Consider the following 23,046-nt stretch of genomic DNA (forward strand, 5'->3'; position numbering starts at 1 on the left):
CCACCCGGTCCCACCGGGCACCCTCAAGAGGAGATCTGTCATGTACACCACCAACCGCATCCGTCGCGTCGCCCTCGTCTCGGCCGCCGCGGCCGTCCTCGCCGTCACCGCTTCCGCCTGTTCCGACAGCGGCAGCGACAAGAGCAACGCCGCGAACACCACCACGGCCGCGCCGCCCCCCGCGTCCTCCTCGTCCGCCGCGGGCGGCACGACGAACGCGTCCGCGCCCTTCGGCCCGGCCTGCGCCGGCGTGCCGAAGGACGGCGAGGGCAGCTTCGACGGCATGGCGAAGGACCCGGTGGCCACCGCCGCCTCGCACAACCCGGCGCTGTCCACCCTGGTGACCGCGGTGACGAAGGCGGGTCTCGTCGACACCCTCAACAGCGCGTCGAACATCACGGTCTTCGCGCCGACCAACGACGCGTTCGCCAAGATCCCGAAGGCCGACCTGGACAAGGTGCTGAACGACAAGGCGACGCTCACCAAGATCCTGACCTACCACGTCGTGGGCCAGCCCATCACCCCGAACCAGCTCGCCAGCGGTACGTTCCCCACGCTGGAGAAGCAGTCCGTCACCACCAAGGGCTCCGGCGAGTCCTACATGGTCAACGACACCGCTAACGTGGTCTGCGGCAACGTCAAGACCGCCAACGCCAACGTCTACATCATCGACACCGTTCTGATGCCGCCGGCCGCCTGACCGAAGCGACCAATCCACCGGGGCCCCGGCTACGAACCAGTGGTGTGACGACCATTGCTCGGAGGTGCGCATGCACGCGGTAGCCCGCGACCACGGACCCATGGCGCCGGGCCCCGGAAGCCTGGAGACCCTGCTCGAACGGGTCTCCAGGGGCGACAAGGACGCGTTCGACGGCGTCTACACGGCCGTTGCCGGCTCCGTGCTCGGCCTGGCCCACCGCGTGCTGCGCGATCCCGCGCAGTCCGAGGAGGTCGCCCAGGAGGTACTGATCGAGGTGTGGCGCAGCGCCGCCCGCTTCGACGCCGGCCGGGGCAGCGCCATGGCCTGGATCATGACGCTCGCCCACCGCCGGGCCGTCGACCGGGTGCGCTCGGCACAGGCCTCGTCCGACCGGGAGCATCGGGCCGCGGTCCGCGACCACACCCCGGCCTTCGACGAGGTGTCGGAGCAGGTCGAGCGGCGGCTGGAGCGCGAACAGGTGCGACGCTGCCTGGAGCAGCTCACCGAACTCCAACGCGAGTCGGTGAACCTGGCCTACTACCGGGGATACACCTACCGGGAGACCGCCGACGTGCTGGGAACGGCGCTCGGCACCGTCAAGACCCGTCTGCGGGACGGGCTCATTCGCCTGCGGGACTGCTTGGGGGTGACGTCGTGACCGACTCCGCCGATCTGCACACACTGACTGGCGCCTACGCACTGGACGCCCTCTCGCCCGCCGAGGCGGACGAGTTCTCCCGGCATCTCGCCGAGTGCTTCGCCTGCGCCCAGGAGGTGCGGGAGCTGCGGGAGACCGCGACCCGGCTGGCCTTCGCGGTGGCCCAGGTGCCGCCGCCGGGGCTGCGGGAGCGCGTCATGTGGGCGCTGCCCGAGGTGCGGCAGCTGCCGCCGCTGGTCGTCGAACCCGTCGTGGTGCCGCTGCGCGGCCCGCGATGGCGCCAACGACTGCCGGCACTGGCCGCCGCGGCCTGTCTGGCGCTCGCCGTCGGCGCCGGTGTCTGGGCCGTCCAGGCCCAGCGGGACGCCGACCGGGCACGGGACGGGAGCGTTCAGGCCGAACAGCGAGCCTCCGACCTGGAGACGCTGATGGCCGCGCCCGACGCCACGCTGCGGACCGGCTCGATGCGGGGCGGCGGCGGGGCGACGGTGGTCGCCTCCGAGCGGCTCGGGCGGGCGGCGTTCGTCTACCACGACCTGCCTCCGCTGGCCGCTTCCCAGGTTTATCAGCTCTGGTACAGCCAGAACGGCTCGATGGTCCCGGCCGGGCTCGTCACGCAGGGCCGCAGCGACGGCACCCAGATCCTGGCGGGTGGCCCGAGCGGCTCCGACGCGGTCGGGGTGACGGTCGAACCGGCCGGCGGCTCACGGACCCCGTCGGGTCCGCCGGTCATGGTCGTACCGATCACTTCCTGACCGGATTCCGGGCCGGGTCCTCGCGCGAAGGCGCCGGGCCCGGCCCGGACGCGCGTCCGGGCAGAAAAAAACCCGGCCGGGGCGCACCGCACATGCGCCCCGGCCGGTGGAGGGTGGTCGGGCAGTCCGTCGGTCCCGGAGGTCCGGGCTCAGAGGTCCAGGCCGGTCAGCACGAGGACCCGCTCGTAGGTGTAGTCGGCCATCGCGTACGAGACGCCCTCACGGCCGACACCGGAGTCCTTCACGCCGCCGTACGGCATCTGGTCGGCACGGTACGAGGGCGCGTCACCGATGATCACGCCGCCGACCTCCAGCTCACGGTGGGCGCGAAACGCGGTCTGCAGGTCGTGCGTGAACACACCGGTCTGCAGGCCGTAGTTCGAGTCGTTGACGGCCGCGAACGCCTCGTCCGCGCCGTCGGCCTTCTGCAGCGACAGGACCGGGCCGAAGACCTCGGCGGTGGCGAGGATCGCGTCCGCGGGGATCCCGGTGAGCACGGTCGGGGCGTACGAGGCACCCTCGCGGGTGCCGCCGGTGAGCAGCTTGGCGCCCTTGGCGACCGCGTCGTCGACCCAGGACTCGACGCGCTTCGCGGCGTTCTCGTCGACCAGCGGGCCCACGTCGGTGGCGTCGTCGGACGGGTCACCGGTGACCTGGGCCGCGACCTTGGCGACGACCTTCTCGGCGAGCACGTCGAACACCGACGCGTCGGCGATCACCCGCTGCACCGAGATGCAGGACTGGCCGCCCTGGTAGTTGGCGAAGGTGGCGATACGGGTGGCCGCCCACTCCAGGTCCTCCTCGGAGGACCAGTCGGCGAGGACCACGGCCGCGGCGTTGCCGCCCAGTTCGAGGGTGGTGTGCTTGCGCGGCACCGAATCCATGATCTGGTAGCCGACCTTGTCGGAACCGGTGAAGGAGATCACCGGCAGCCGCTTGTCCTGCACCAGGGCAGGCATCCGGTCGTTGGGGACCGGCAGGACGCTCCAGGAACCGGCCGGCAGGCCGGTCTCGGCGAGGATCTCGCCCAGCACCAGGGCCGACAGCGGGGTCGCCGGGGCGGGCTTGAGGATGATCGGCGCGCCGACCGCGATCGCCGGGGCGACCTTGTGGGCGACGAGGTTCAGCGGGAAGTTGAAGGGCGCGATACCGAGCACCGCACCGCGCGGGAAGCGCCGGGTCAGCGCCAGGCGGCCGACGCCGCCGGCGTCGGTGTCCAGGCGCTGCGCCTCGCCGCTGTTGAAGCGGCGGGCCTCCTCCGAAGCCCAGCGGAACACCGACACGGCCCGGCCGACCTCACCGCGGGCCCACTTGATCGGCTTGCCGTTCTCGGCGGTGATCAGCCGGGCGATCTCCTCGGTGCGCTCCGCGAGCCGCTTGGCGACGAGGTCGAGCGCGGCCGACCGCACAGGGGCCGGGGTCGCGGCGAACTCGGCCTGTCCGGCCTCGGCGGCCGCGACGGCCTCTTCGACCTGGGCCTCGGTGGGAACGCTGACCGTGCCGACGACGCGGCCGTCCCACGAGTTGGTGACGTCGAAGCTGTCCTCGCCGGTCGCCTTGCGGCCGGCGAGCCAGAATGCGGTGGGGGTGCTCACAGCGGCCCGGCCCTTCCGATGGGGTGGTGATCGATCACGTGCGTCCACCGTAGGCCGGGCAGGGCGCGGGGCCTTTTGTCCACCGCGGAGCATCATCCGCGGCGGGTACTCCGATCTGTCACTCTCCGGGCGGCAGGGCCTTCATCGCCAGCCACAGCTCCATCCGGACGTCCGGATCGTCCAGCGAGCGGCCGAGGATCTCCTCCACCCGGCGCAGCCGGTAGCGCAGGGTGTGCCGGTGGACGCCGAGGTCGGAGGCGGCCGCGTCCCACTGGCCGTGCCGTGCGAGCCACGCCTGGAGGGAGGCGACGAGGTCGCCGCGGCTGGTCGCGTCGTGCTCGCGCAGCGGGCGCAGCAGCCCCTCGGCGAACGCCCGGACCGCGTCGTCGCCGAGCAGCGGGAGAACCGATCCTGCACCGACCTCGCCGTGCTCGACCAGGTTGCGGCCGCGGCGCAGCGCGACGGCCAGCGCCCGTTCCGCCTGCCGGTGGGCGGCCGGCAGCTCCGCCACCGGGACCGCGGCGGACAGCCCGGCGGCCAGCGCGTCGTCGGTCTCGGCGAAGTCGGTGCAGGCCTTCAGTACGGCCGAGTCCTCGGCGGCGAGCACCACCAGCCGGGAACCCTCGCGGACGGCGATGACCGGCTCGCCCGACCGGGCGCCGGCGGCCTCGGCACGCTCGGACAGCAGTGCCACCGAGTCCAGGGCCGCCGCCGGGCGGCCGGTGCGGGGAGCGGGCCGGTCGGGCTGGGCCGCCTGAACGGGCTTCGCCGCCTTCGCCGCCTTGGCTGCCTTGGCGGGAACTTCGGCGGGCTCCACGACGAGCAGCCGCACCTGCCCGGCCAGCAGGTCGCCGTAGAGCCGGCCCGCGACGGTACGGGCGTGCTCGCTCTCCCCCGTCAGCAGCATCCGCAGCACGGCCGCCGAGAGCCGCTGCTCGGTGTCCTGCAGCGCCCTCGACTGCTCCAGCGACAGCGTGAGCAGGGCGACGGCGGCGTGCACGACATAGCGGGCGGGGGTGTCGAGGCGCTCCTCGGTGCCGACGGCGAGATAGCCGCGCGCTCGGCGGGCGGTGCCCAGCGACTGCAGTTCGACCCGGTCCTCGGTGCCCGCGGGACCCGCCACGGCCGCGCTGGCGGGCGCCGGCTTGTCCCGCAGCCGGTCGATCTCGCCGGTCAGCCGGGCGGCACGGCGGCCCGCCCAATCGGGAGCGACGGCGAGCACCGCACCGGAGGCGTCGTAGAGCGCGGCCCAGCCGTTGAGGTGGTGCGCGAGCCGGCCGAGCAGCGCGGAGGTGCCGTCCGGGGCGAGGGCCGCGCGGGTCAGATCGCGCTGGGCCTCGAAGCCTGCGGTGACGGCCTGGTACTGGTCGGCCGCGACCGCCGCCGACACGGCCTTGCTGATCGCGATGAACGGCGTACGGCGCGGCACTTCGAGGAGCGGCAGGTCGAGCTCCGCCGCCGCGTCCACCAGCGCGGACGGCACGGTGTCATGCCCCACGCCGACGCCGAAGCCGAGCCCGACCACCCCGGCGTCCGCCAGTCGCCGCACGTAGGCGCGCAGGCTGCCCGGGTCGTCGACGTCCAGCTTGAGACCGGTGGTGAGCAGCAGCTCGCCGCCTTCGAGATACGGTCCCGGGTCGTCCAGCTCGCTGGTGTGCACCCAGCGCACGGTGGCGTCCAGGTGGTCACCGCCGGCGAGGACCGCGAGCTTGAGCGCCGAGTGGTGGACGAGCGAGGCGAGGGTGAGGGGCATGACGCGCTGTCGCCTCCGGCGGGGGGTCTCCGACGGCGCCGGCGGGGTCGCGGTGACCCGCCGGACCCGCAGGACCCGAGGACTCATGGTTTTTGGCCGACCGGTAGTGGTGACCGGTTCCGATTCTGCCTCACCGTCCAGATTCCGGCACCGGACGTCCGATAACAGGTATGGGTCGAACCGCGGCGGTCACGCGCGGAGGTCGACCAGTATCGGCGGGGCGTGCTCACCGTCGGTGGCGGTGAGCGAGACGACGGCGTGTCCGGCCGGCACCGAATGGGCCAGCTCGGACGCGGACCAGCGCTCCCGCTCGACACTGCGCACCGTGACCGATTCGGTGGTGACCGCCTCCCCGGTGAACAGCCGCCGCACCCCGCGGTTGAGGCGGCGCAGCGTGCCGCCGGACTGGTCGGGTGTGCGCGTCACATCTCGGGTCTCCACCCAGGTGGTGCCCCACGCCTCGGCGAAGCGCTTCCCGTCCCAGGTGGTGATCCCGGCCAGCGCCATCCGGCAGCCGACCGCGCCGAGCAGCGCGGTGCGCAGCGCCTCGGGGACGTCGTCGAGCGTCCGCAGCGCGAGCACCGCCCCCGCGTTGGCGGACCGCAGCCGCTGCAGTCCGCGCACCGACTCGCCGGTGATGGTGTGCGCGGCGTCGTCGAGGACCAGGCAGGCGAAGAGCGACCGGTCGCGGCGGCCGGTGACGGCCGCGGTGAACTGGGCCAGCACGAGCCGGGCGAGGATCCGCGACGCCTCGGCGTGGCCGCGTTCCGGCAGGTCGATCCTGACCCGCAGCGGGTGCTCCAGGGTGTGCATGGAGAACGGCCGGGTCCGGCCGGTGACGTCGAAGAACCCCGCGAAGGCCGGCCGGTCGAGGAGCGCGATCCGGTCGGCGAGCAGGGTGCCGATGTCGTCGGGCCGCTCCGCCTGGCGCTGCCGGGCCTCCAGTTCGCGGACCGGCCCCGGCTCCCCGGCCAGGTCCAGCGCATCGCGCAGCGCGGCGAAGGCGTGCGGGATGCCGTCGAGCAGCTCGCGCAGTTCGGTGACGGCGGGGAACCGTCCGTGGGCCGCCCGGTACGGGCCGAGCAGTTGGGAGAGCGCGGTGGCGGCCCGCCGGATGTCGGCCTCGTGCGTGGGCCCGTCGTCGATGAGCGCCTCGGCGAGGGTGCTCCCTGCCGCGTCCGGGTCCGGGTTGCCGCCGTACAGGTCCAGGTCGTAGCGCGAGGAGGGGTCGCCGAGCGAGATCACCACGTCGAAGGCGTCCGCCGGTCCCAGGTCGGTGCCCGCGGAGCCCACGGCGATGACCGCGGCGCTGCCGGACAGCGCCTGCAGGCACAGCGACTCGACGACCGGCCGGACCAGCTGCCGGGTCTTCCCGGAGCCGGGCGGGCCGACGGCGACCAGCCCGGTGCCGAGCAGCGAGGGGTCGAGCGCCAGCCCCGCGCCCCGGTGCCGGTACGGATTGCGGGCCTCGGCCGGTGCCAGGCCGATCCGCACCTGGCCGCCGAGCAGGTCGTGCGGCGCCGAGCGGAACGGCAGGTCGCGCGCGCCGGAGGGGTGCAGGCAGGCCGCGGCGCCCTGCCGCAGCACGGTGTCGACGAAGGCGTCGATCTGCCGCGGCTCCGCCCGCACCGCCGTCCAGGCGCGCTGGATCCGCGTGTAGTCGACGTCGTTCATCCGCCCACCGCGGATCTCGGCCGCGAGCCGGTCCGCCACCGCGTGCTGGCCGGCGGCCCGCAGCTCGGGCCACTGGACGGGGTCGTCCTCGACGGGCTGCCCGTCGGGCCGCGCCCCCGGGTGCGCCGGCTCGTCCCACAGCCGGCCCAGGGCGGGCGCGGCGTACCGGCGCCAGACCTCGGGCCAGTGGCCGGCCCGGCCGAACACATAGGCCAGCAGGCCGACCCAGATCAGGTAGTACGTGTTGGACGCGACCGTGTAGGCCACGCGGTCACCGGTGTACGCCCAGGTGTCCGGGATCAGCCAGAACATCGGCTTGAGCCAGAGGCTGCCGAAGTAGTTCCACAGCAGCGACCAGACCATCAGCCCGCACAGCAGGGCCAGCAGCGCGCCGCCGATCAGCCGCCGTCCGGCGAGCCGGCCCGGATCCTCCGGCGGACGGGGCACGTGCCCGTACGCGAAGATCCCCGGGGCGTCGTGGTGGCGCGGTGTGCGCAGCCAGGTCTCCAGCGCCGACACCGGTGGCGCCTGCGGCATCGGCGGCGGCCCCGCCGGCCTCGGCACCGGGGTCGCGGGCGCGGCCTTCCGGAATCCCTGCGTACCCTCGATATCCACTACCGGCCGCCCCTCAGCCTCGTCGCCAGCGACGGAACTCAATGTAGTGGAGCGGACACCGGTCCATAAGGATCATGGCGCTTCGCGAGGCGCGGGTGCCGAAATCGCCTGCCGGGACTACGGTCTGCCGGGAAGCGGACTGTCCGCCGTGTCGAATGGCCACCCGCCACTGCGCCCTATCGGAGTAAGCGGGTCCGCGCGGCCCCCGCTTAGCCTGCGGGAAAAGCCCGTGGACATATAAGAGGAGTACGCCCGCCATGACCGAACTGTCCCAGGAGCGCCGGCTCGTCACCTCGATCCCCGGCCCGAAGTCGCAGGAGCTGATGGCCCGCAAGGTCGCGGCGGTCCCCAGCGGCATCGGCGTCACCCTCCCCGTCTTCGTGACGCGCGCCGGCGGCGGCGTGCTGGAGGACGTGGACGGCAACTCGCTCATCGACTTCGGTTCCGGCATCGCGGTGACCTCGGTCGGCAACAGCGCCGAGGCCGTGGTGCGGCGGGCGACCGCGCAGCTCGCGGACTTCACCCACACCTGTTTCATGGTGACCCCGTACGAGGGGTACGTCGAGGTCGCCGAGCAGCTCAACGAGCTGACCCCGGGCGACCACGAGAAGCGCACCGCGCTGTTCAACTCCGGTGCCGAGGCCGTCGAGAACGCGGTGAAGATCGCCCGCTCGTACACCAAGCGCACCGCGGTCGTCGTCTTCGACCACGGCTACCACGGCCGCACCAACCTGACGATGGCCCTCACCGCCAAGAACATGCCGTACAAGGAGGGCTTCGGGCCGTTCGCGCCCGAGGTCTACCGCGTACCGCTCGCGTACGGCTACCGCTGGCTGTCCGGCGCCGAGAACTGCGCCGAGGAGGCCGCGGCCCAGGCGATCGACATGATCACCAAGCAGGTCGGCGCCGAGAACGTCGCCGCGATCGTGATCGAGCCGATCGCGGGCGAGGGCGGATTCATCGAGCCCGCCAAGGGCTTCCTGCCGAAGATCGCCGAGTTCGCGAAGGCGAACGGCATCGTCTTCGTCGCGGACGAGATCCAGACCGGCTTCTGCCGCACCGGCCAGTGGTTCGCCTGTGACGACGAGGGCATCGTCCCGGACCTGATCACCACCGCCAAGGGCATCGCGGGCGGCCTGCCGCTCGCCGCCGTCACGGGCCGCGCCGAGATCATGGACGCCGCGCACCCGGGCGGCCTCGGCGGCACCTACGGCGGCAACCCGGTGGCCTGCGCCGCGGCGCTCGGCGCGATCGAGACCATGAAGGAGCTCGACCTCAACGCCAGGGCGCGGCGCATCGAGGAGGTCATGAAGGGCCGACTGCACGCGATGCAGGAGAAGTTCGCCGTGATCGGTGAAGTACGCGGCCGCGGCGGCATGATCGCCGTCGAGCTGGTGGAGCCGGGCACCAAGACCCCCGACGCCACGACGACCGCCGCCCTGGCGAAGGCCTGCCACGCCGCGGGCCTGGTCGTTCTGACCTGCGGCACCTACGGCAACGTGCTGCGTTTCCTGCCGCCGCTGGTTATCGGCGAAGATCTCCTGAACGAGGGCCTGGACATCATCGAGGAGGCCTTCACCCGGGTGTGATTCCCGGTGTAACTCTGGGTAAGGGGGCGGCATCGGTGAAGAAGGTGTGCGGGCCTGATGGCGGAGGGGTAATCGCCCGCCCGGGAGCGTCGTCGGTGACGTACGGTTTCGGCAGATACACCGCACCACCCCGCTCGTGGGAGACCACGGGCGACACCGCGTCGGCGACCCCCCATTGCCGGCACAGCAGTGCCCTCGCGCACAAAGGCGTCGGAACCAAGCGTTCCGGCACTCTTCGCCGATCGATCGACCGTTCGTCCCAAACCCCCCGGGACGAGCGGCACGGAGATCGCCCCGGCCGCCTCGGAACTCTCCCCCCTGTTCCGGGGCGGCCGACTTCTGCCCTGAACCTGATCCTGGCCGTCAGCCTGACGCTCTTCGCGCTGATCACCTGGCAGGTCGTCGTCGAGGGCCCGTTGGTCGACACCGACTGGTGGCTGCTGCGCCACGTCCAGCACGCTGCCGCGCACCACCGGAATCTGCACGGTGCCGGGCAGTTCTTCTGCGACCTCGGCAACGCGCAGATCGCGGTGCCGCTGCTCGCGGCCGCCATCTGCGGTACCGCGTGGCGGAGTCGCCGGGCCGGGCTGTCCCTCTGGTGGGCGCGCCCGCTGGCCGCGGCGCTGGCCATGGCCGCCGTGCCGCTGATCGTCGGCGTCGTCAAGACGGCCGTCGCCCGCCCCTCCCCCGGCCACCGCCGCCTCGGCCCCGGCTCCTACCCGGGCTTCTTCCCGTCCGGGCACACGGCGTCGGCGTCGGTCGCCATCGGCGCCGCCGCCCTCCTCGTCCTCCCGCTCCTGCAGAGCGCTGCGCTCCGCAGGCTGCTCGCCGCCGCGGTCCTGCTGGTGCTGGGCGCCGTCGGCGTGTCCCTGGTGTGGTGCGGATACCACTGGCCACTGGACGTCCTGGGCAGCTGGTGCCTGTGCGCGGCGCTGCTGTCGGGGGTGGCCATGACCCCGGCGGCCGGGCCCGCCGACAGCGGCGCCGGGCCGGTCCGCGGTACGGACCGGCCCGGCGCGGACGGTGCGGGTGTCAGCTGTTCGTCGGGAAGCCCAGGTTGATGCCGCCGTGGCTGGGATCCAGCCAGCGCTGCGTCACCGCCTTGCCGCGGGTGAAGAACTTGACGCCGTCCTCGCCGTACGCGTGCGTGTCGCCGAAGAGCGAGCTCTTCCAGCCGCCGAACGAGTAGTAGGCGACGGGGACCGGGATCGGCACGTTGATGCCGACCATGCCGACCTCGACCTCGTACTGGAAGCGGCGGGCCGCGCCCCCGTCGTTGGTGAAGATGGCGGTGCCGTTGCCGTACGGGCTGCTGTTGATGAGCTCCAGGCCCTCGTCGTACGAGTCGACCCGCACCACGGACAGCACCGGGCCGAAGATCTCGTCGTCGTACACGGACATGCCCGGCTTGACGTTGTCGAAGATGGTCGGGCCGAGCCAGAAGCCGTCGGCGGTGCCCTCTCCGGAGATCGCGTGCTTGCGGCCGTCGACGGTGAGGGTGGCGCCGTCGGCGACCCCCGCGTCGAGGTAGGAGGTGACCTTGTCGCGGTGCACGCCGGTGACCAGCGGGCCCATCTCGGAGTCGCCGTTGCAGCCGGGCCCGACCTTCAGACCGGCGATCCGCGTCTTGATCTTCTCGACGAGCTCGTCACCGACCGGGTCGACCGCGACGAGGACGGAGATGGCCATGCAGCGCTCGCCGGCCGCGCCGAACCCGGCGTTGACGGCGGCGTCGGCCGCGAGGTCGAGGTCCGCGTCGGGCAGCACCAGCATGTGGTTCTTCGCGCCGCCGAGCGCCTGGACACGCTTGCCGTAGCTGGTGCCGGTCTCGTAGACGTAGCGGGCGATCGGCGTGGAGCCGACGAAGGAGACGGCCTTGACGTCGGGGTGCTCCAGCAGGCGGTCGACGGAGACCTTGTCACCGTGCACGACGTTGAAGACGCCGTCCGGCAGACCGGCCTCCTTCCACAGCTCCGCGATGAAGTTCGCGGCCGAGGGGTCCTTCTCCGAGGGCTTGAGGACCACCGTGTTGCCCGCGGCGATGGCGATGGGGAAGAACCACATCGGCACCATGGCCGGGAAGTTGAACGGGGAGATGATCGCCACCGGGCCGAGCGGCTGGCGGATCGAGTAGACGTCGACGCCGGTCGAGGCCTGCTCGGTGAAGCCGCCCTTCGTCAGCTGCGGGATGCCGCACGCGTACTCGACGACCTCGATGCCGCGGGCGATCTCGCCCAGCGCGTCCGAGTGCACCTTGCCGTGCTCGGAGACGATGATCGAGGCCAGCTCGTCACGGCGGGAGTTGAGCAGTTCACGGAAGGCGAAGAGGACCTGGCTGCGCTTGGCGACGGACGCGCCGCGCCAGCCGTGGAACGCTTCGACGGCGGCGCTGACGGCCTGGTCGACCTCACGGATCGACGCGAAGTCCACCTGTCCGGTGACCGCCCCGGTGGCCGGGTCGTACACATCGCCGCGCCGCTCCGCGGTACCGGTCCATGCCTGGCCGGCGATCCAGTGGGTGATGTTCTTGGTGGACACGGGGGGACCCTTCTCTCGTAAGCCTGCCACCAGTCTCGCGAGCGCGTGGCGGGGCGTACAAGCGGCAACGTGTCGGCGGCGCGTCGCGGGGCCTTACAGACCGTCGGACGGCGGGGGCCCGCCGACGGATCTCCGGACCGGTTCCGGGGGGAACCGAGGCGGAATCCGGGGGGCCGGGGGGCGGGGGGATCCGTTCGGTCAGCCGTCGCCCGCGAGCTGCGCGACGGCCTCGTGCATCGCCAGTTCAAGGATCACCGGGTCGGTGAGGTGCCCGGTGCCGTCCGGCGGAATGAGCCAGCGGACGCCGCCGGTGGCCCGGCCGGGGTAGGGGACGACGATCCAGGTGCCGCGGCCCGCGCCGCGCACGCCGGTGGCGATCCAGCGCGCGGCCGTTCCGGGGGGTACGAAGAACCCCATGCGGGAGTCCCCGAAGTCGGACAGGACCGGCCCCGGCCGGTCCACGAGCCGGGTGAGCACGTCCAGGGTCGGGTAGCCCAGCTCTCCCGTCAGGATCAGAACATCCCAGAGCCTGCCGGCGGGCAGCAACGCGACCCCCAAGGGGCTCCGTTCCCAGTCCCACCGGCAGCCCTCTGGATCAGGTGCCGCGGATACCAGCCATTCGACCGCACTCCTAGCACCGGAGCTGCCCATGCCGATCCCTCCGTTTCCGTGAAACTGATGGTGCTGACACGGAAGAGAGCGCAGGACGGGCGGATTATTACGCGGGTTCTGCTACTGATTGGTAGCGAGTCGGCTCACGGCGTGCGGGTGGGGTGCGCCCGGGGGCGCGCGGCGCACCTCCGCACCGACCGCTCGGTCTAGCTGTCGAAGCCCAGTCCCGCCTTGTCCATCGCCTTCAGCCACAGGTTGCGCCGTCCGCCGTTGCGGTCGGCGCGGTCCAGGGACCACTTGGTGAGGCCGATCCCGACCGAGGTGAACGGCTCGGGCGGGAACGGCATCGGCTTGCTGCGGACCATCTTCAGCTCGGTGCGTTCGGTGTGTTCGCCGGAGAGCAGGTCGAGCATGACGTCCGCGCCGAACCGGGTGGCACCGACACCGAGGCCGGTGTACCCCGCCGCGTAGGACACCTTTCCGCCATGGGCGGTTCCGAAGAACGCCGAGAAGCGGGAGCAGGTGTCGATCGCGCCACCCCACGTATGGGTGAAGCGCACGCCCTCCAGCTGCGGGAAGCACCGGAAGAAGTGCCGCGCGAGCTTGAGGTTGGTCTCCGGGCGCTGGTCGCGCTCGGCGGAGAGCCGGCCGCCGTAGGGGTAGATGGCGTCGTAGCCGCCCCACAGGATCCGGTTGTCGGCCGAGAGCCGGAAGTAGTGGAACTGGTTGGCGCTGTCGCCGAGCCCCTGGCGGTTCTTCCAGCCGATGGACGCGAGCTGCTCATCGGTGAGCGGCTCCGTCATCAGCGCGTAGTCGTACACCGGGACGATGTACGGGCGGACCCGCTTGACCAGCGACGGGAACACGTTCGTGCCCAGGGCGACCTGGCGGGCGAAGATCCGGCCGTACGGGGTGCGCACCGCCATGCCGGCGCCGTTCGCGGTGAGCGCGGTGGCACGGGTGTGCTCGTGGATGCGGACACCCAGCCCGAGGCAGGCGCGCTTGAGGCCCCAGGCGAGCTTGGCCGGGTGCACCATCGCGACGCCGGTGCGGTCCCACAGCCCGCCGAGGAACGTCGGTGAGTCGACCTCGGCGCGCACCTGGTCGCGGTCGAGCAGCTCCAGCGCGACGCCGTGCTCCAGCGCCTGCCCGGCGGCCTCGTGCAACTCCTCGAGCTGGTGCGGCTCGGTGGCCACGTCGAGCTCACCGGTGCGCTCGAACTCGCAGTCCAGGGAGTAGCGGGCGACCGCCGCCTCGATCGCGTCGAGGTTGCGGTTGCCCAGTTCCTCCAGTTGCGCGAACTCGTCGGGCCAGCGGGTGAGGCCGTTGAACAGGCCGTGGGTGAGGCTGGCGGCGCAGAAGCCGCCGTTGCGCCCGGAGGCGGCCCAGCCGATCTCGTTGCCCTCGATCAGCACCACGTCGCGCGACGGGTCGCGCTCCTTGGCGAGCAGGGCGGTCCACAGCCCGGAGTAGCCGCCGCCGACGACCAGCAGGTCGCAGTGCTCGTCACCGGTGAGCGCGCCCAGCGGCTGCGGCCGGCCGGGATCCTCCAGCCAGAAGGGTGTCGGCCGCGCGTCTGCGAGCGAACGGGCTGGGTCCATCTGTTCTCACACCTTTTGGTGATCAGGTCGGATCGTGTCGATCGGTTGCGTGTACCGGTCGGTGTTACGCGCGGGCCCTGCGCCGGCCGCTGAGCAGCTGCCCGGCGACGACGATGAGGACCGCGATCACGAACATCGCGGTGCCGATCACATTGATCTGCACCGGCGTGCCGCGCTGCGCCGAGCCCCAGACGAACATCGGGAACGTCACCGTCGAGCCGGCGTTGAAGTTCGTGATGATGAAGTCGTCGAAGGACAGGGCGAAGGAGAGCAGCGCGCCGGAGGCGATACCGGGCGCCGCCAGCGGGAGGGTAACCCGCAGGAAGGTCTGGAGCGGGGAGGCGTACAGGTCCTGCGCGGCCTGTTCCAGGCGCGGGTCCATGCTCATCACACGGGCCTTGACCGCGGTGACGACGAAGCTCAGGCAGAACATGATGTGCGCGATGAGGATGGTCCAGAAGCCGAACGGGACGCGCATGTTGAGGAAGAGCGTCCCCAGCGAGGCGGCCATCACGACCTCGGGCATCGCCATCGGCAGGAAGATCAGCATGTTGGTCGTGCCGCGCGCCTTGAAGCGGTAGCGGGCGAGCGCGAAGGCGATCATCGTGCCCAGCACCGTCGCGCCGATCGTGGCGTACAGCGCGATCTGCAGGCTGAGGCCGAGCGAGCCGCACATGTCGGCGACGTCGCAGGGGTGCTCCCAGGCGTCGGTGGAGAAGCGCGTCCACTCGTAGTTGTAGCGCCCGTTCGGCTTGTTGAACGAGAACACCATGACGACGAGGTTGGGCAGGATCAGGTACGCGAGGCAGAGCACGCCCGCGAAGACCACCAGGTTCTTGCGTATCCAGCGCATCAGACCAGCTCCTCCGTTCCGGCCTTGCGGATGTAGAACATGACCATCGCGAGGATCACCGCCATCAGGATGAAGGACAGGGCGGCGGCCGTCGGGTAGTCGAGCACGCGCAGGAACTGGGACTGGATGACGTTGCCGATCATCTTCTGGTTGGTGGTGCCCAGCAGTTCGGCGTTGATGTAGTCGCCGGTCGCCGGGATGAAGGTGAGCAGGGTGCCCGCGACCACGCCCGGCATGGACAGCGGGAACGTCACCTTGCGGAAGACGGTGAAGGGCTTGGCGTACAGGTCGCCGGCCGCCTCGTGCAGCTTGCCGTCGATGCGCTCCAGCGAGGTGTAGAGCGGCAGGATCATGAAGGGCAGGAAGTTGTACGTCAGACCGCAGATCACCGCGAGCGGCGTGGCCAGTACGCGCTCGCCCTGGGTGATGCCCAGCGACGACGTCAGGTCCAGGACGTGCAGGCTGTTCAGGGCCTTCACCACGAAGCCGCCGTCGGCCAGGATCGTCTCCCAGGCCAGGGTGCGGATTAGGAAGCTGGTGAAGAACGGCGCGATGACCAGGATGAGGATGAGGTTGCGCCAGCGGCCTGCCCGGAAGGCGATGGTGTAGGCGAGCGGGTAACCGATCGCCAGGCAGAGCACGGTCGCGATGGCGGAGTACTCGAACGAGCGCAGGAACTGCGGGTAGTACTCGGTCAGCGCGTCCCAGTACGTCGCGAAGTGCCAGGTGACCTTGAAGCCCGCCTCCAGCGAGCCGGTCTGCACGGACGTGGACGCCTGGTAGATCATCGGCGCCACGAAGAACACCAGCAGCCAGGCGATGCCCGGCAGCAGCAGCAGGTAGGGCACCCGGCGCTTGCGCCCGGCGGCCCTGCGCATCGCGGCCGGGACCGGCGCCGGGCTCTCCGGCGCGGCGGGCGGCCGGTCGGTGACGGTGCTCATGCGGCTTCCACCTCCTGCACACCGGCGTCGATGTCCTGGGCCGCGTCGAGGCCGAAGGTGTGGGCCGGGTTCCAGTGCAGGACGACGGACGCGCCGGGCACCAGCCGCGGGTCGCGGTCGACGTTCTGCACGAAGACCTCCAGCTCCGGGCAGACCGGGCTGTCGACCACGAACTGGGTGGAGACGCCGATGAAGCTGGAGTCGACGATGCGTCCCGGTATGCGGTTGCGCCCGTCGGCTATCGCGTCCTCGTCGTCGCGGTGCGCGACGGAGATCTTCTCGGGGCGCACCCCGGCCAGCACCCGGCCGCCCACGGCCGTCTTCGCCGAACATCGCGCGGCGGGCAGCGCGAGCTTCTGGCCGCCCGCGACGAGCAGCAGGTCGTCACCCGAGGTGCCGGTGATCTCGGCCTCGATGAGGTTGGAGGTGCCGAGGAAGTTCGCGACGAACGTCGATCCCGGGTTCTCGTACAGGTCGGCGGGGGCGCCGAGCTGCTCCACCCGCCCGCCGTTCATCACCGCGACGGTGTCGGCCATGGTCATGGCCTCCTCCTGGTCGTGGGTGACGTGCACGAAGGTGATGCCGACCTCGGTCTGGATGCGCTTGAGCTCCAGCTGCATCTGGCGGCGCAGCTTGAGGTCCAGGGCGCCGAGCGGCTCGTCGAGCAGCAGCACCTTGGGGTGGTTGATGAGCGCACGGGCGACCGCGACGCGCTGCTGCTGGCCGCCGGAGAGCTGGTGCGGCTTGCGGCGGGCCATCGAACCCAGCTCGACGAGCTCCAGCATCTCCTCGACCTGCTTCTTCACCGACTTGACGCCCCGCCGGCGCAGGCCGAAGGCGACGTTCTCGTAGATGTCCAGGTGCGGGAAGAGCGCGTAGTTCTGGAAGACGGTGTTGACGGGACGCTTGTACGGCGGGAGGGCCGTGACGTCCTCGCCCGCCAGGGAGACGGTGCCGGAGGAGGGGTCCTCCAGGCCCGCGATCATGCGCAGGGTGGTGGTCTTGCCGCAGCCCGAGGCGCCGAGCAGGGCGAAGAAGGAGCCCTGCGGGATGGTGAGGTCGAGCGGGTGGACGGCGGTGAAGGCGCCGTACCGCTTGCTGATCCCGGAGAGGATGACCTCGCCGCCGGAGGAGTCGTGTGTCATGGGGTCGCTTCCCGTAAGTCGTCGGTCGACGGTCGCGCTCAGGCGCCGATGAGTTTGGAGAACTTCTGCTCGTACGCGGTCTCCTCGGCGGAGGACAGGGAGCGGAAGGAGTGGGTCTTCGCGGCCATCGCCGCGTCCGGGATGATCAGCGTGTTGTTCGCCAGCTCCGGGTCGAGCTTCGCCAGTTCCTCGCGGACTCCCGCGACGGGGCAGACGTAGTTGATGTAGGCGGAGAGCTGGGCGGCGACCGGCGGCTCGTAGTAGTAGTCGATGAGGCGTTCAGCGTTCTTCTTGTGCCGCGCCTTGTTCGGGACCAGCAGGTTGTCGGTCGACGAGATGTAGCCGGCGTCGGGGAACACGAACTCGATGTCGGCGTTGTCGGCCTTCAGCTGGACGAGGTCGCCCGCCCAGGCCAGACAGGCCGCCATGTCGCCCTTGCTGAGGTCGGCGGTGTAGTCGTTCCCGGTGAAGCGGCGGATCTGCTGGGAGTCGACGGCCTTCTGGACGCGGGCGATCGCCGCGTCGAAGTCGTCCGCCGTGAACGTCTCGGGCTTCTTGCCGAGGTCCAGCAGCGTCATGCCGATCGTGTCGCGCATCTCGGAGAGCATGCCGACCCGGCCCTTGAGCGACGGGTCGTCGAGCAGCTGCGAGACGGAGGTGATCTTCCGGCCGCCGGTCGCCTTCTTGTTGTACGCGATGACCGTGGCGATGCCCTGCCAGGGGTAGGAGTACGCGCGGCCCGGGTCCCAGTCGGGGCTGCGGAACCGCTGCTCCAGGTTGGCGTACGCGTGCGGCAGGTTCGACGGGTCGAGCTTCTGCACCCAGCCGAGCCGGATCAGCCGGCCGGCCAGCCAGTCGGTGAGCACCATCAGGTCGCGGCCGGTGTCCTGGCCCGCGGCGAGCTGCGGCTTGACCTTGCCGAAGAACTCGACGTTGTCGTTGATGTCCTCGGTGTACTTGACGGCTATGCCGGTGCGCTTGGTGAACGCGTCGATCGTCGGACGGTGCTTGCCGTCGTCGGTGACGTCGATGTACTCGGTCCAGTTGGAGAAGTTGACCGTCTTCTCGGAGCCGGAGCGGTCCGTCGTCGTGGCGGCGGAGTCCTTCTGACCGCCCGCGGCCGGGATGCCGCAACCGGTGAGGCCGGTCAGACCGGCGGTCGCCACGGCGCCCAGTCCGGCGGCGCGCAGCAGCGACCGGCGGGCGAGGGCACCACGCCCGTTGGTCATGCTGCGCCGTATCGCCGCGAGCTGGGGCGGCGAGAGTGTCTCGTACTGCTCCATGCGCTGTGCCCTTTCACGGGTGGCCGGCCGGGGACCGCTTGAGGTCCGACCGGGGGTCGGAGCTGGTTACCGGTCTCCGAAGATCGTGCGGTGCCAGTCCTTGCGGACGATCGCGGTGTTGTCGTACATGACGTGCTTGACCTGCGTGTACTCCTCGAAGGAGTACGCGGACATGTCCTTGCCGAAGCCGGACGCTTTGTACCCGCCGTGCGGCATCTCGCTGAGGATCGGGATGTGGTCGTTGATCCAGACGCAGCCCGCCCGCATCTCGCGGGTGGCCCGCCCCGCACGGAAGACGTCCCGGGTCCAGGCGGACGCGGCCAGGCCGTACGGGGTGTCGTTGGCGAGGGCCAGGCCTTCGTCGTCGCTGTCGAAGGGCAGCACGACCAGCACCGGGCCGAAGATCTCGGACTGCACGATCTCGCTGTCCTGCGCCGCGCCCGTGATGAGGGTGGGGCGGTAGTACGCGCCCGCCGCCAGCTTGTCGCCGGGCGCCTCGCCGCCGGTGACGACGGTGGCGTACGCACGGGAGCGGTCGACGATCGCCGCGACACGGTCCCGCTGGAGGTGCGAGATGAGCGGGCCGAGGTCGGTCGACGCATCGAACGGGTCGCCGAGCCGGATGCCCGCGAAGAGGTCGGCGACCCCGGCGACGAACGCGTCGTACAACGGCCGCTGCACGTAGGCGCGGGTGGCTGCGGTGCAGTCCTGGCCGGTGTTGATCAGGGAGCCGGCGACGGCGCCGTGCACGGCGGCCTCCAGGTCCGCGTCGTCGAAGACCACGAAGGGCGCCTTGCCGCCGAGCTCCAGGTGCAGCCGCTTGACGGTGCGGATGGCGATCTCGGCGACGCGCTTGCCGACACCGGTCGAGCCGGTGAAGGAGGTCATGGCGACGTCGGGGTGGCCGACGAGGTGCTCGCCGGCCTCCTGGCCCGCGCCGCTGACGATGTTGACCACGCCGTCCGGGATCCCGGCCTCGGTGGCGGCGCGGGCGAACATCAGCGAGGTCAGCGGGGTCAGCTCGGCGGGCTTGAGCACGATGGTGTTGCCCGCGGCGATGGCCGGCAGCACCTTCCAGGCCGCCATCTGCAGCGGGTAGTTCCAGGGGGCGATCGAGCCGACGACGCCGACCGGCTCACGGCGTACGTAGGAGGTGTGGTCGGCGGAGTACTCGCCGGCGGCCTTGCCCTCCAGGTGGCGGGCGGCCCCGGCGAAGAACGCGGTGTTGTCGACGGTGCCCGGCACGTCGAACCCGGCGCTCAGCCGCAGCGGCTTGCCGCACTGCAGCGATTCCGCGAAGGCCAGGTCGTCCGCCTGCCCGGCCAGCACCTCGGAGAAGCGGTGCATCGCGGCGGACCGCTCACCCGGGGTCGCGCCGGACCAGCCGGGGAGGGCCGCCTTGGCGGCCGCGACGGCGGCGTCGACGTCCGCGGCTCCGGCGAGCTCGTAGGTGTACACCGTGTCACCGGTCGCCGGGTCGACCACGGAGTGCTGCCGGCCGGACGTGCCGGGACGGGAGGCGCCGGCGATGTACTGGGCCCCGTCCGCGAACCGGTCCTCCACGTCGAAACGGTGGTCCATGGTGTCTCCTCGCATCCGCTTGGCACCGTGGCCGAAGACTGGATTGATGGCTGATCCTGGCAGAGTAGCCTTGGGCCAACAAGGGATTCCGTTGTTGCCTTTTGGTTACGCGACGAAATCTGTCTTCCGTGATCTGCCACACAGCGGCTTCTCCCGGCGTCCCGAGGCACGATGCCGGAGCGCCGCCCGCGACGGAACCGTCACACCGCAACCGGTGGCGCGGAGAGCTTTACACTCTGCCCCCGGCAGTGGCGCCAGGCCACGCCGGACGCCGACCCGACCGGAGGTCACACCGTGTTTCCCACCGTCGCCCAGGTGCTGGAGCTCGAGGCGCTGCGCCGCGGCGCGCCACAGGTCGTCGCGGGCGCCGCCGGGCTGCACCGGCCGGTGCGCTGGGTGCACATCAGCGAGCTGGCCGACATCGCGGGGATGCTGCAGGGCGGCGAACTGGTGCTGACGACCGGCGTCATGCTGCCCGAGGACAAGGAGTCGCTGGCCCAGTACATCGACGCCCTCGCGGACGTCGGGGCCGCCGGGCTGGTGGTGGAGCTGGGCCGGCGGTACGCCGACGCGCTGCCGCGCCCCCTGGTCAGGGCCGCCGAACGGCGCGGTCTGCCGCTGGTGATACTGCGCACCGAGGTGCGGTTCGTGAGCGTCACCCAGGCCGTGCACGCCCATGTGGTGGACGCGCAACTGACCGAGCTGCGCGCCTCGGAGGCCGTGCACCAGACCTTCAACGAGCTGTCCGTCGAGGGCGCCGAGGCCGACGAGGTCGTCCGGGAGGTGGCCCGGATGGCGGGCGCGCCGGTCGTGCTGGAGAACCTCTCGCACCAGGTGCTGGCCTTCGACCCGGCCGGTTCCGACCCGGAGGCGCTGCTGGACGGCTGGGAGCGGCGCTCGCGCGGCGTGGCCCCGGCCGGCAGGACCGGCTACGACCGGCGGGCCGGCTGGCTCGTCACCTCGGTCGGCGCCCGCGGCCGCGACTGGGGCCGGCTCGTCCTGGTCGGCGAGCCGGGACCGCCGCCGCGCACCTCGGGCGAGGGACGCCCGGTCACCACGACCGGCCCGCACCGGCACGCGGTCCTGCTCGAACGCGGCGCCGCCACCCTGGCCCTCAACCGACTGCTGGAGCGCGACCGCGAATCGCTCGAACGCCAGACCCACCGCACCCTGCTCTCCGGGATCCTCACCCACGCGCTGACCGTCTCCGACGTCGCGCTGCGCGCACGGGCGCTGGGCGTACCGCTCGAAGGGCGCAGGCTGGTCGGCGTCATGCTGCGGCTGCGCGGCGGACCCGCGTCGGCCGCGCTGGAGGCGCAGTCCCGGCTGCGGGACTTCACCGAGAACGTGGCGCTCGCGGTGCGCGAGCGCGGGCTGACCGCGCTGACCGGAGCGCTCGACGACGGCGCGGTCGGCGTCCTGGTCTCCCTGGGCCCGCACGACGAGGAGCACCGGGCGCTGGAAGGGTTCGCCGTCGCCCTCGACCGGATCGTCGACCCGGCCTCCGAGGCGCCCGCGTTCGTGATGGCGGCCGGCTCGTCGGTCGGCTCGCTGCGCGACGCTCGGCGCACCCTGCTGGAGGCGGCGCAGGTCGCCGACGCCGCGCTGCACGGCTCACCGGGCGGCGGCGAGCGGCGCAGGGCCGGGACGTACTACCGGCTGCCGGACGTGCGGCTGCGCGGGCTGCTGCACCTGCTGCGCGACGACGCCCGGCTGCAGACCTACGTCGAGCGCGAGCTGGGGCCGCTGCTCGCCCACGACGCGGAACACGGCTCCGACCTGGTCCGCATCCTCACCGTCTACCTGGACAACGGCCGCAACAAGTCGGCGGCGGCCGATGCCGCGCACCTGTCCCGCCCCTCGTTCTACGACCGGCTGCACCGCGTGGAGCGGATCCTGGGCATCGACCTCGACCAGGTGGAGTCGTGCCTGTCCCTGCACGTCGCGCTGCTGGCCCTGGAGGCGGTACGCCGCTGAGCCGGCCGCAGCCGCCGCGCGGGACTACGAGGCGGGCACGGGGACCGGCAGGTCCCAGTACGCGTAGTCGTAGGAGTCGCCCGGGGACACGTCGACCTCGACGGAGTCCGTGGAGGGGTCGGGGACGACCACGGTGAAGTCCAGCGACCGCTCGGCGCCGGGGGCGAGCTGGCCGCTGAAGCCGTCCTGGCCCGAGATGTCCTTCAGCGGGTTGTCCCCCGCCTGGTCCGCGTAGGCGGACACGTCCGCGTAGTCCAGGTTCTCGGTCTTGCTGCCGGTGTTCTTCAGCGTGACGGTGAACCTCATCGCGCTGTCGCCGCCCTCGGCGCTCTTGGCGGTCGGCGCGAGTCCCGGGTCCCGCACATCGTCGACCGTGACCTGCAGCCCGCCGTCGTACTCGGCGGTCTCGCCGACGGACAGCGGCGAGCCGTAGCTGCCCTGGTCGGGTCTGCGCATCCCGTCGCTCTCGTCCAGCCAGCCGTTCCCCACCGACACGCCTATGACGACCAGCATTCCGGCGGACAGCACGGTCGCGGTGACGCCGAGGATCAGCCCGGCCAGCGCCTGCCCGGGATTGGTCGACTCCCCGCGCTTGGCGATCCGCCGTCCGACGATCCCGAAGATGATCGCGGCGATGCCCAGCGGGGCGCCGAGGACCGCGAAGAAGCACATGACCGACAGCACCGACCCGACGATGCCCAGCACGAGCGCGGTGAGGCCGTAGCCGTTGCGCGGTGCGGGAGTCCAGCCGCCGTACGGGCCCATCGGGTACCCCGGGTACCCCGGGTAGCCGGGGTAGTCCGGGTAGCCGGGGTAGTCCGGGTAGCCGGGGTAGTCCGGGTAGCCGGGGTAGTCCGGGTACCCGCCGCCCGCGCCCGTGTACGGCTCGTACGGCGGGGGCGGGTACTGGCCGCCCGGCGGCGGGCCCTGCTGGTCGAACAGCGGACCGCTCCCGTACCGATCCGTTCCCGGTGCCAGCGGCGGCAGCGGCGGGCCCGTGTCCGCCGGGCCCGGCCCCGGTCCGGCCTGCGGCGGGACGTCCGCGGGCGGCGCCCACGGGTTGTGGGGCGGGGGGCTGTCGGGCTGGTCGGACATTGCGGCCTTCCTCTGACTACGTCCGGCAATGCTATGGCCTGCGTACGACAGGGGAAGGCCCTCGGACAGCATGGGTGCCGT

The 23,046-nt window shown here is 71.8% G+C and carries 18 protein-coding genes; 6 read left to right on the plus strand and 12 right to left on the minus strand.

Annotated features, from left to right (window positions below; genetic code table 11):
- Nucleotides 1–40: 40 nt before the first annotated feature.
- The 3 genes from O3X23_RS24560 to O3X23_RS24570 all read left to right on the plus strand — a co-directional run bounded on the left by O3X23_RS24560 (nucleotide 41) and on the right by O3X23_RS24570 (nucleotide 2,113).
- Nucleotides 41–700, plus strand: a complete 660-nt coding sequence (locus tag O3X23_RS24560) for a fasciclin domain-containing protein (RefSeq protein ID WP_269273671.1) — start codon at nucleotides 41–43, stop codon at nucleotides 698–700.
- A 70-nt stretch (nucleotides 701–770) separates the two neighbouring features.
- On the plus strand, nucleotides 771–1,358 hold the full coding sequence (locus tag O3X23_RS24565) for a sigma-70 family RNA polymerase sigma factor (protein WP_269273672.1): 588 nt from the start codon (nucleotides 771–773) through the stop codon (nucleotides 1,356–1,358).
- Complete coding sequence (locus tag O3X23_RS24570) at nucleotides 1,355–2,113, plus strand: anti-sigma factor (RefSeq protein WP_269273673.1); 759 nt, start codon at nucleotides 1,355–1,357, stop codon at nucleotides 2,111–2,113. The genes O3X23_RS24565 and O3X23_RS24570 overlap by 4 nt, the downstream gene beginning before the upstream one ends.
- 149 nt (nucleotides 2,114–2,262) lie before the next feature.
- Here the strand turns inward: O3X23_RS24570 and O3X23_RS24575 are convergent, their stop codons facing one another.
- From O3X23_RS24575 to O3X23_RS24585, 3 genes are all read right to left on the minus strand, one after another.
- The gene (locus O3X23_RS24575) at nucleotides 2,263–3,708 is read right to left on the minus strand and encodes an aldehyde dehydrogenase family protein (protein WP_269273674.1); all 1,446 of its coding nucleotides are present in this window, start codon (nucleotides 3,706–3,708) and stop codon (nucleotides 2,263–2,265) included.
- Nucleotides 3,709–3,826: 118 nt separating this feature from the next.
- Nucleotides 3,827–5,461, minus strand: a complete 1,635-nt coding sequence (locus tag O3X23_RS24580; protein ID WP_269273675.1) for a PucR family transcriptional regulator — start codon at nucleotides 5,459–5,461, stop codon at nucleotides 3,827–3,829.
- A 189-nt stretch (nucleotides 5,462–5,650) separates the two neighbouring features.
- Nucleotides 5,651–7,672 (minus strand): ATP-binding protein, encoded by a 2,022-nt coding sequence (locus O3X23_RS24585; RefSeq protein ID WP_269273676.1) that lies wholly within the window; start codon nucleotides 7,670–7,672, stop codon nucleotides 5,651–5,653.
- A gap of 335 nt (nucleotides 7,673–8,007) precedes the next feature.
- Here O3X23_RS24585 and gabT point away from each other — a divergent pair, with 335 nt between their 5' ends.
- Entirely contained in the window at nucleotides 8,008–9,339 is a 1,332-nt protein-coding gene (gabT, locus tag O3X23_RS24590) for a 4-aminobutyrate--2-oxoglutarate transaminase (protein ID WP_269273677.1), read from the plus strand.
- A gap of 95 nt (nucleotides 9,340–9,434) precedes the next feature.
- Nucleotides 9,435–10,400 carry a phosphatase PAP2 family protein gene (locus O3X23_RS24595; RefSeq protein ID WP_269273678.1) on the plus strand — a complete coding sequence of 322 codons (966 nt, stop codon included), beginning with the start codon at nucleotides 9,435–9,437 and terminating at the stop codon, nucleotides 10,398–10,400.
- Here O3X23_RS24595 and O3X23_RS24600 read toward each other — a convergent pair.
- The 8 genes from O3X23_RS24600 to O3X23_RS24635 form a co-directional block, all read right to left on the minus strand.
- Nucleotides 10,372–11,877, minus strand: coding sequence for a CoA-acylating methylmalonate-semialdehyde dehydrogenase (locus O3X23_RS24600; protein ID WP_269273679.1), 1,506 nt, complete (start codon nucleotides 11,875–11,877; stop codon nucleotides 10,372–10,374). The two genes, O3X23_RS24595 and O3X23_RS24600, sit on opposite strands and share 29 nt — an antisense overlap.
- Before the next feature lie 198 nt (nucleotides 11,878–12,075).
- The gene (locus O3X23_RS24605) at nucleotides 12,076–12,528 is read right to left on the minus strand and encodes a hypothetical protein (protein ID WP_269273680.1); all 453 of its coding nucleotides are present in this window, start codon (nucleotides 12,526–12,528) and stop codon (nucleotides 12,076–12,078) included.
- Nucleotides 12,529–12,695: 167 nt separating this feature from the next.
- The gene (locus O3X23_RS24610; RefSeq protein WP_269273681.1) at nucleotides 12,696–14,090 is read right to left on the minus strand and encodes an NAD(P)/FAD-dependent oxidoreductase; all 1,395 of its coding nucleotides are present in this window, start codon (nucleotides 14,088–14,090) and stop codon (nucleotides 12,696–12,698) included.
- Nucleotides 14,091–14,154: 64 nt separating this feature from the next.
- Nucleotides 14,155–14,943 carry an ABC transporter permease gene (locus tag O3X23_RS24615; RefSeq protein ID WP_269273682.1) on the minus strand — a complete coding sequence of 263 codons (789 nt, stop codon included), beginning with the start codon at nucleotides 14,941–14,943 and terminating at the stop codon, nucleotides 14,155–14,157.
- Nucleotides 14,943–15,884 carry an ABC transporter permease gene (locus O3X23_RS24620; protein ID WP_269273683.1) on the minus strand — a complete coding sequence of 314 codons (942 nt, stop codon included), beginning with the start codon at nucleotides 15,882–15,884 and terminating at the stop codon, nucleotides 14,943–14,945. Before O3X23_RS24620 ends, O3X23_RS24615 begins: the two co-directional genes overlap by 1 nt.
- A complete protein-coding gene (locus O3X23_RS24625; protein ID WP_269273684.1) occupies nucleotides 15,881–17,029 on the minus strand; it encodes an ABC transporter ATP-binding protein in 1,149 nt (382 codons plus the stop codon). The genes O3X23_RS24620 and O3X23_RS24625 overlap by 4 nt, the downstream gene beginning before the upstream one ends.
- Before the next feature lie 38 nt (nucleotides 17,030–17,067).
- Nucleotides 17,068–18,312: a polyamine ABC transporter substrate-binding protein gene (locus O3X23_RS24630; RefSeq protein ID WP_269273685.1), complete on the minus strand. Its 1,245-nt coding sequence runs from the start codon at nucleotides 18,310–18,312 to the stop codon at nucleotides 17,068–17,070.
- Between the two features lie 66 nt (nucleotides 18,313–18,378).
- Nucleotides 18,379–19,893 carry a gamma-aminobutyraldehyde dehydrogenase gene (locus tag O3X23_RS24635; RefSeq protein WP_269273686.1) on the minus strand — a complete coding sequence of 505 codons (1,515 nt, stop codon included), beginning with the start codon at nucleotides 19,891–19,893 and terminating at the stop codon, nucleotides 18,379–18,381.
- Between the two features lie 294 nt (nucleotides 19,894–20,187).
- Here O3X23_RS24635 and O3X23_RS24640 point away from each other — a divergent pair, with 294 nt between their 5' ends.
- Nucleotides 20,188–21,870, plus strand: coding sequence for a PucR family transcriptional regulator (locus O3X23_RS24640; protein WP_269273687.1), 1,683 nt, complete (start codon nucleotides 20,188–20,190; stop codon nucleotides 21,868–21,870).
- 24 nt (nucleotides 21,871–21,894) lie between these two features.
- Here the strand turns inward: O3X23_RS24640 and O3X23_RS24645 are convergent, their stop codons facing one another.
- Complete coding sequence (locus tag O3X23_RS24645; RefSeq protein ID WP_269273688.1) at nucleotides 21,895–22,965, minus strand: DUF4190 domain-containing protein; 1,071 nt, start codon at nucleotides 22,963–22,965, stop codon at nucleotides 21,895–21,897.
- Nucleotides 22,966–23,046 lie beyond the last annotated feature (81 nt).

The organism is Streptomyces sp. H39-S7, from assembly GCF_027158205.1.
Lineage (GTDB): Bacteria > Actinomycetota > Actinomycetes > Streptomycetales > Streptomycetaceae > Actinacidiphila.

What these genes read in the sequence shown, in the direction of transcription:
- O3X23_RS24560 (WP_269273671.1), top strand. Translation starts at nt 41, where the DNA reads ATGTACACCACCAACCGCATCCGTCGCGTCGCCCTCGTCTCGGCCGCC.
- O3X23_RS24565 (WP_269273672.1), top strand. Translation starts at nt 771, where the DNA reads ATGCACGCGGTAGCCCGCGACCACGGACCCATGGCGCCGGGCCCCGGA.
- O3X23_RS24580 (WP_269273675.1), bottom strand. Translation starts at nt 5,461, where the DNA reads ATGCCCCTCACCCTCGCCTCGCTCGTCCACCACTCGGCGCTCAAGCTC.
- O3X23_RS24585 (WP_269273676.1), bottom strand. Translation starts at nt 7,672, where the DNA reads ATGCCGCAGGCGCCACCGGTGTCGGCGCTGGAGACCTGGCTGCGCACA.
- gabT (WP_269273677.1), top strand. Translation starts at nt 8,008, where the DNA reads ATGACCGAACTGTCCCAGGAGCGCCGGCTCGTCACCTCGATCCCCGGC.
- O3X23_RS24605 (WP_269273680.1), bottom strand. Translation starts at nt 12,528, where the DNA reads ATGGGCAGCTCCGGTGCTAGGAGTGCGGTCGAATGGCTGGTATCCGCG.
- O3X23_RS24610 (WP_269273681.1), bottom strand. Translation starts at nt 14,090, where the DNA reads ATGGACCCAGCCCGTTCGCTCGCAGACGCGCGGCCGACACCCTTCTGG.
- O3X23_RS24615 (WP_269273682.1), bottom strand. Translation starts at nt 14,943, where the DNA reads ATGCGCTGGATACGCAAGAACCTGGTGGTCTTCGCGGGCGTGCTCTGC.
- O3X23_RS24620 (WP_269273683.1), bottom strand. Translation starts at nt 15,884, where the DNA reads ATGAGCACCGTCACCGACCGGCCGCCCGCCGCGCCGGAGAGCCCGGCG.
- O3X23_RS24625 (WP_269273684.1), bottom strand. Translation starts at nt 17,029, where the DNA reads ATGACACACGACTCCTCCGGCGGCGAGGTCATCCTCTCCGGGATCAGC.
- O3X23_RS24630 (WP_269273685.1), bottom strand. Translation starts at nt 18,312, where the DNA reads ATGGAGCAGTACGAGACACTCTCGCCGCCCCAGCTCGCGGCGATACGG.
- O3X23_RS24635 (WP_269273686.1), bottom strand. Translation starts at nt 19,893, where the DNA reads ATGGACCACCGTTTCGACGTGGAGGACCGGTTCGCGGACGGGGCCCAG.
- O3X23_RS24645 (WP_269273688.1), bottom strand. Translation starts at nt 22,965, where the DNA reads ATGTCCGACCAGCCCGACAGCCCCCCGCCCCACAACCCGTGGGCGCCG.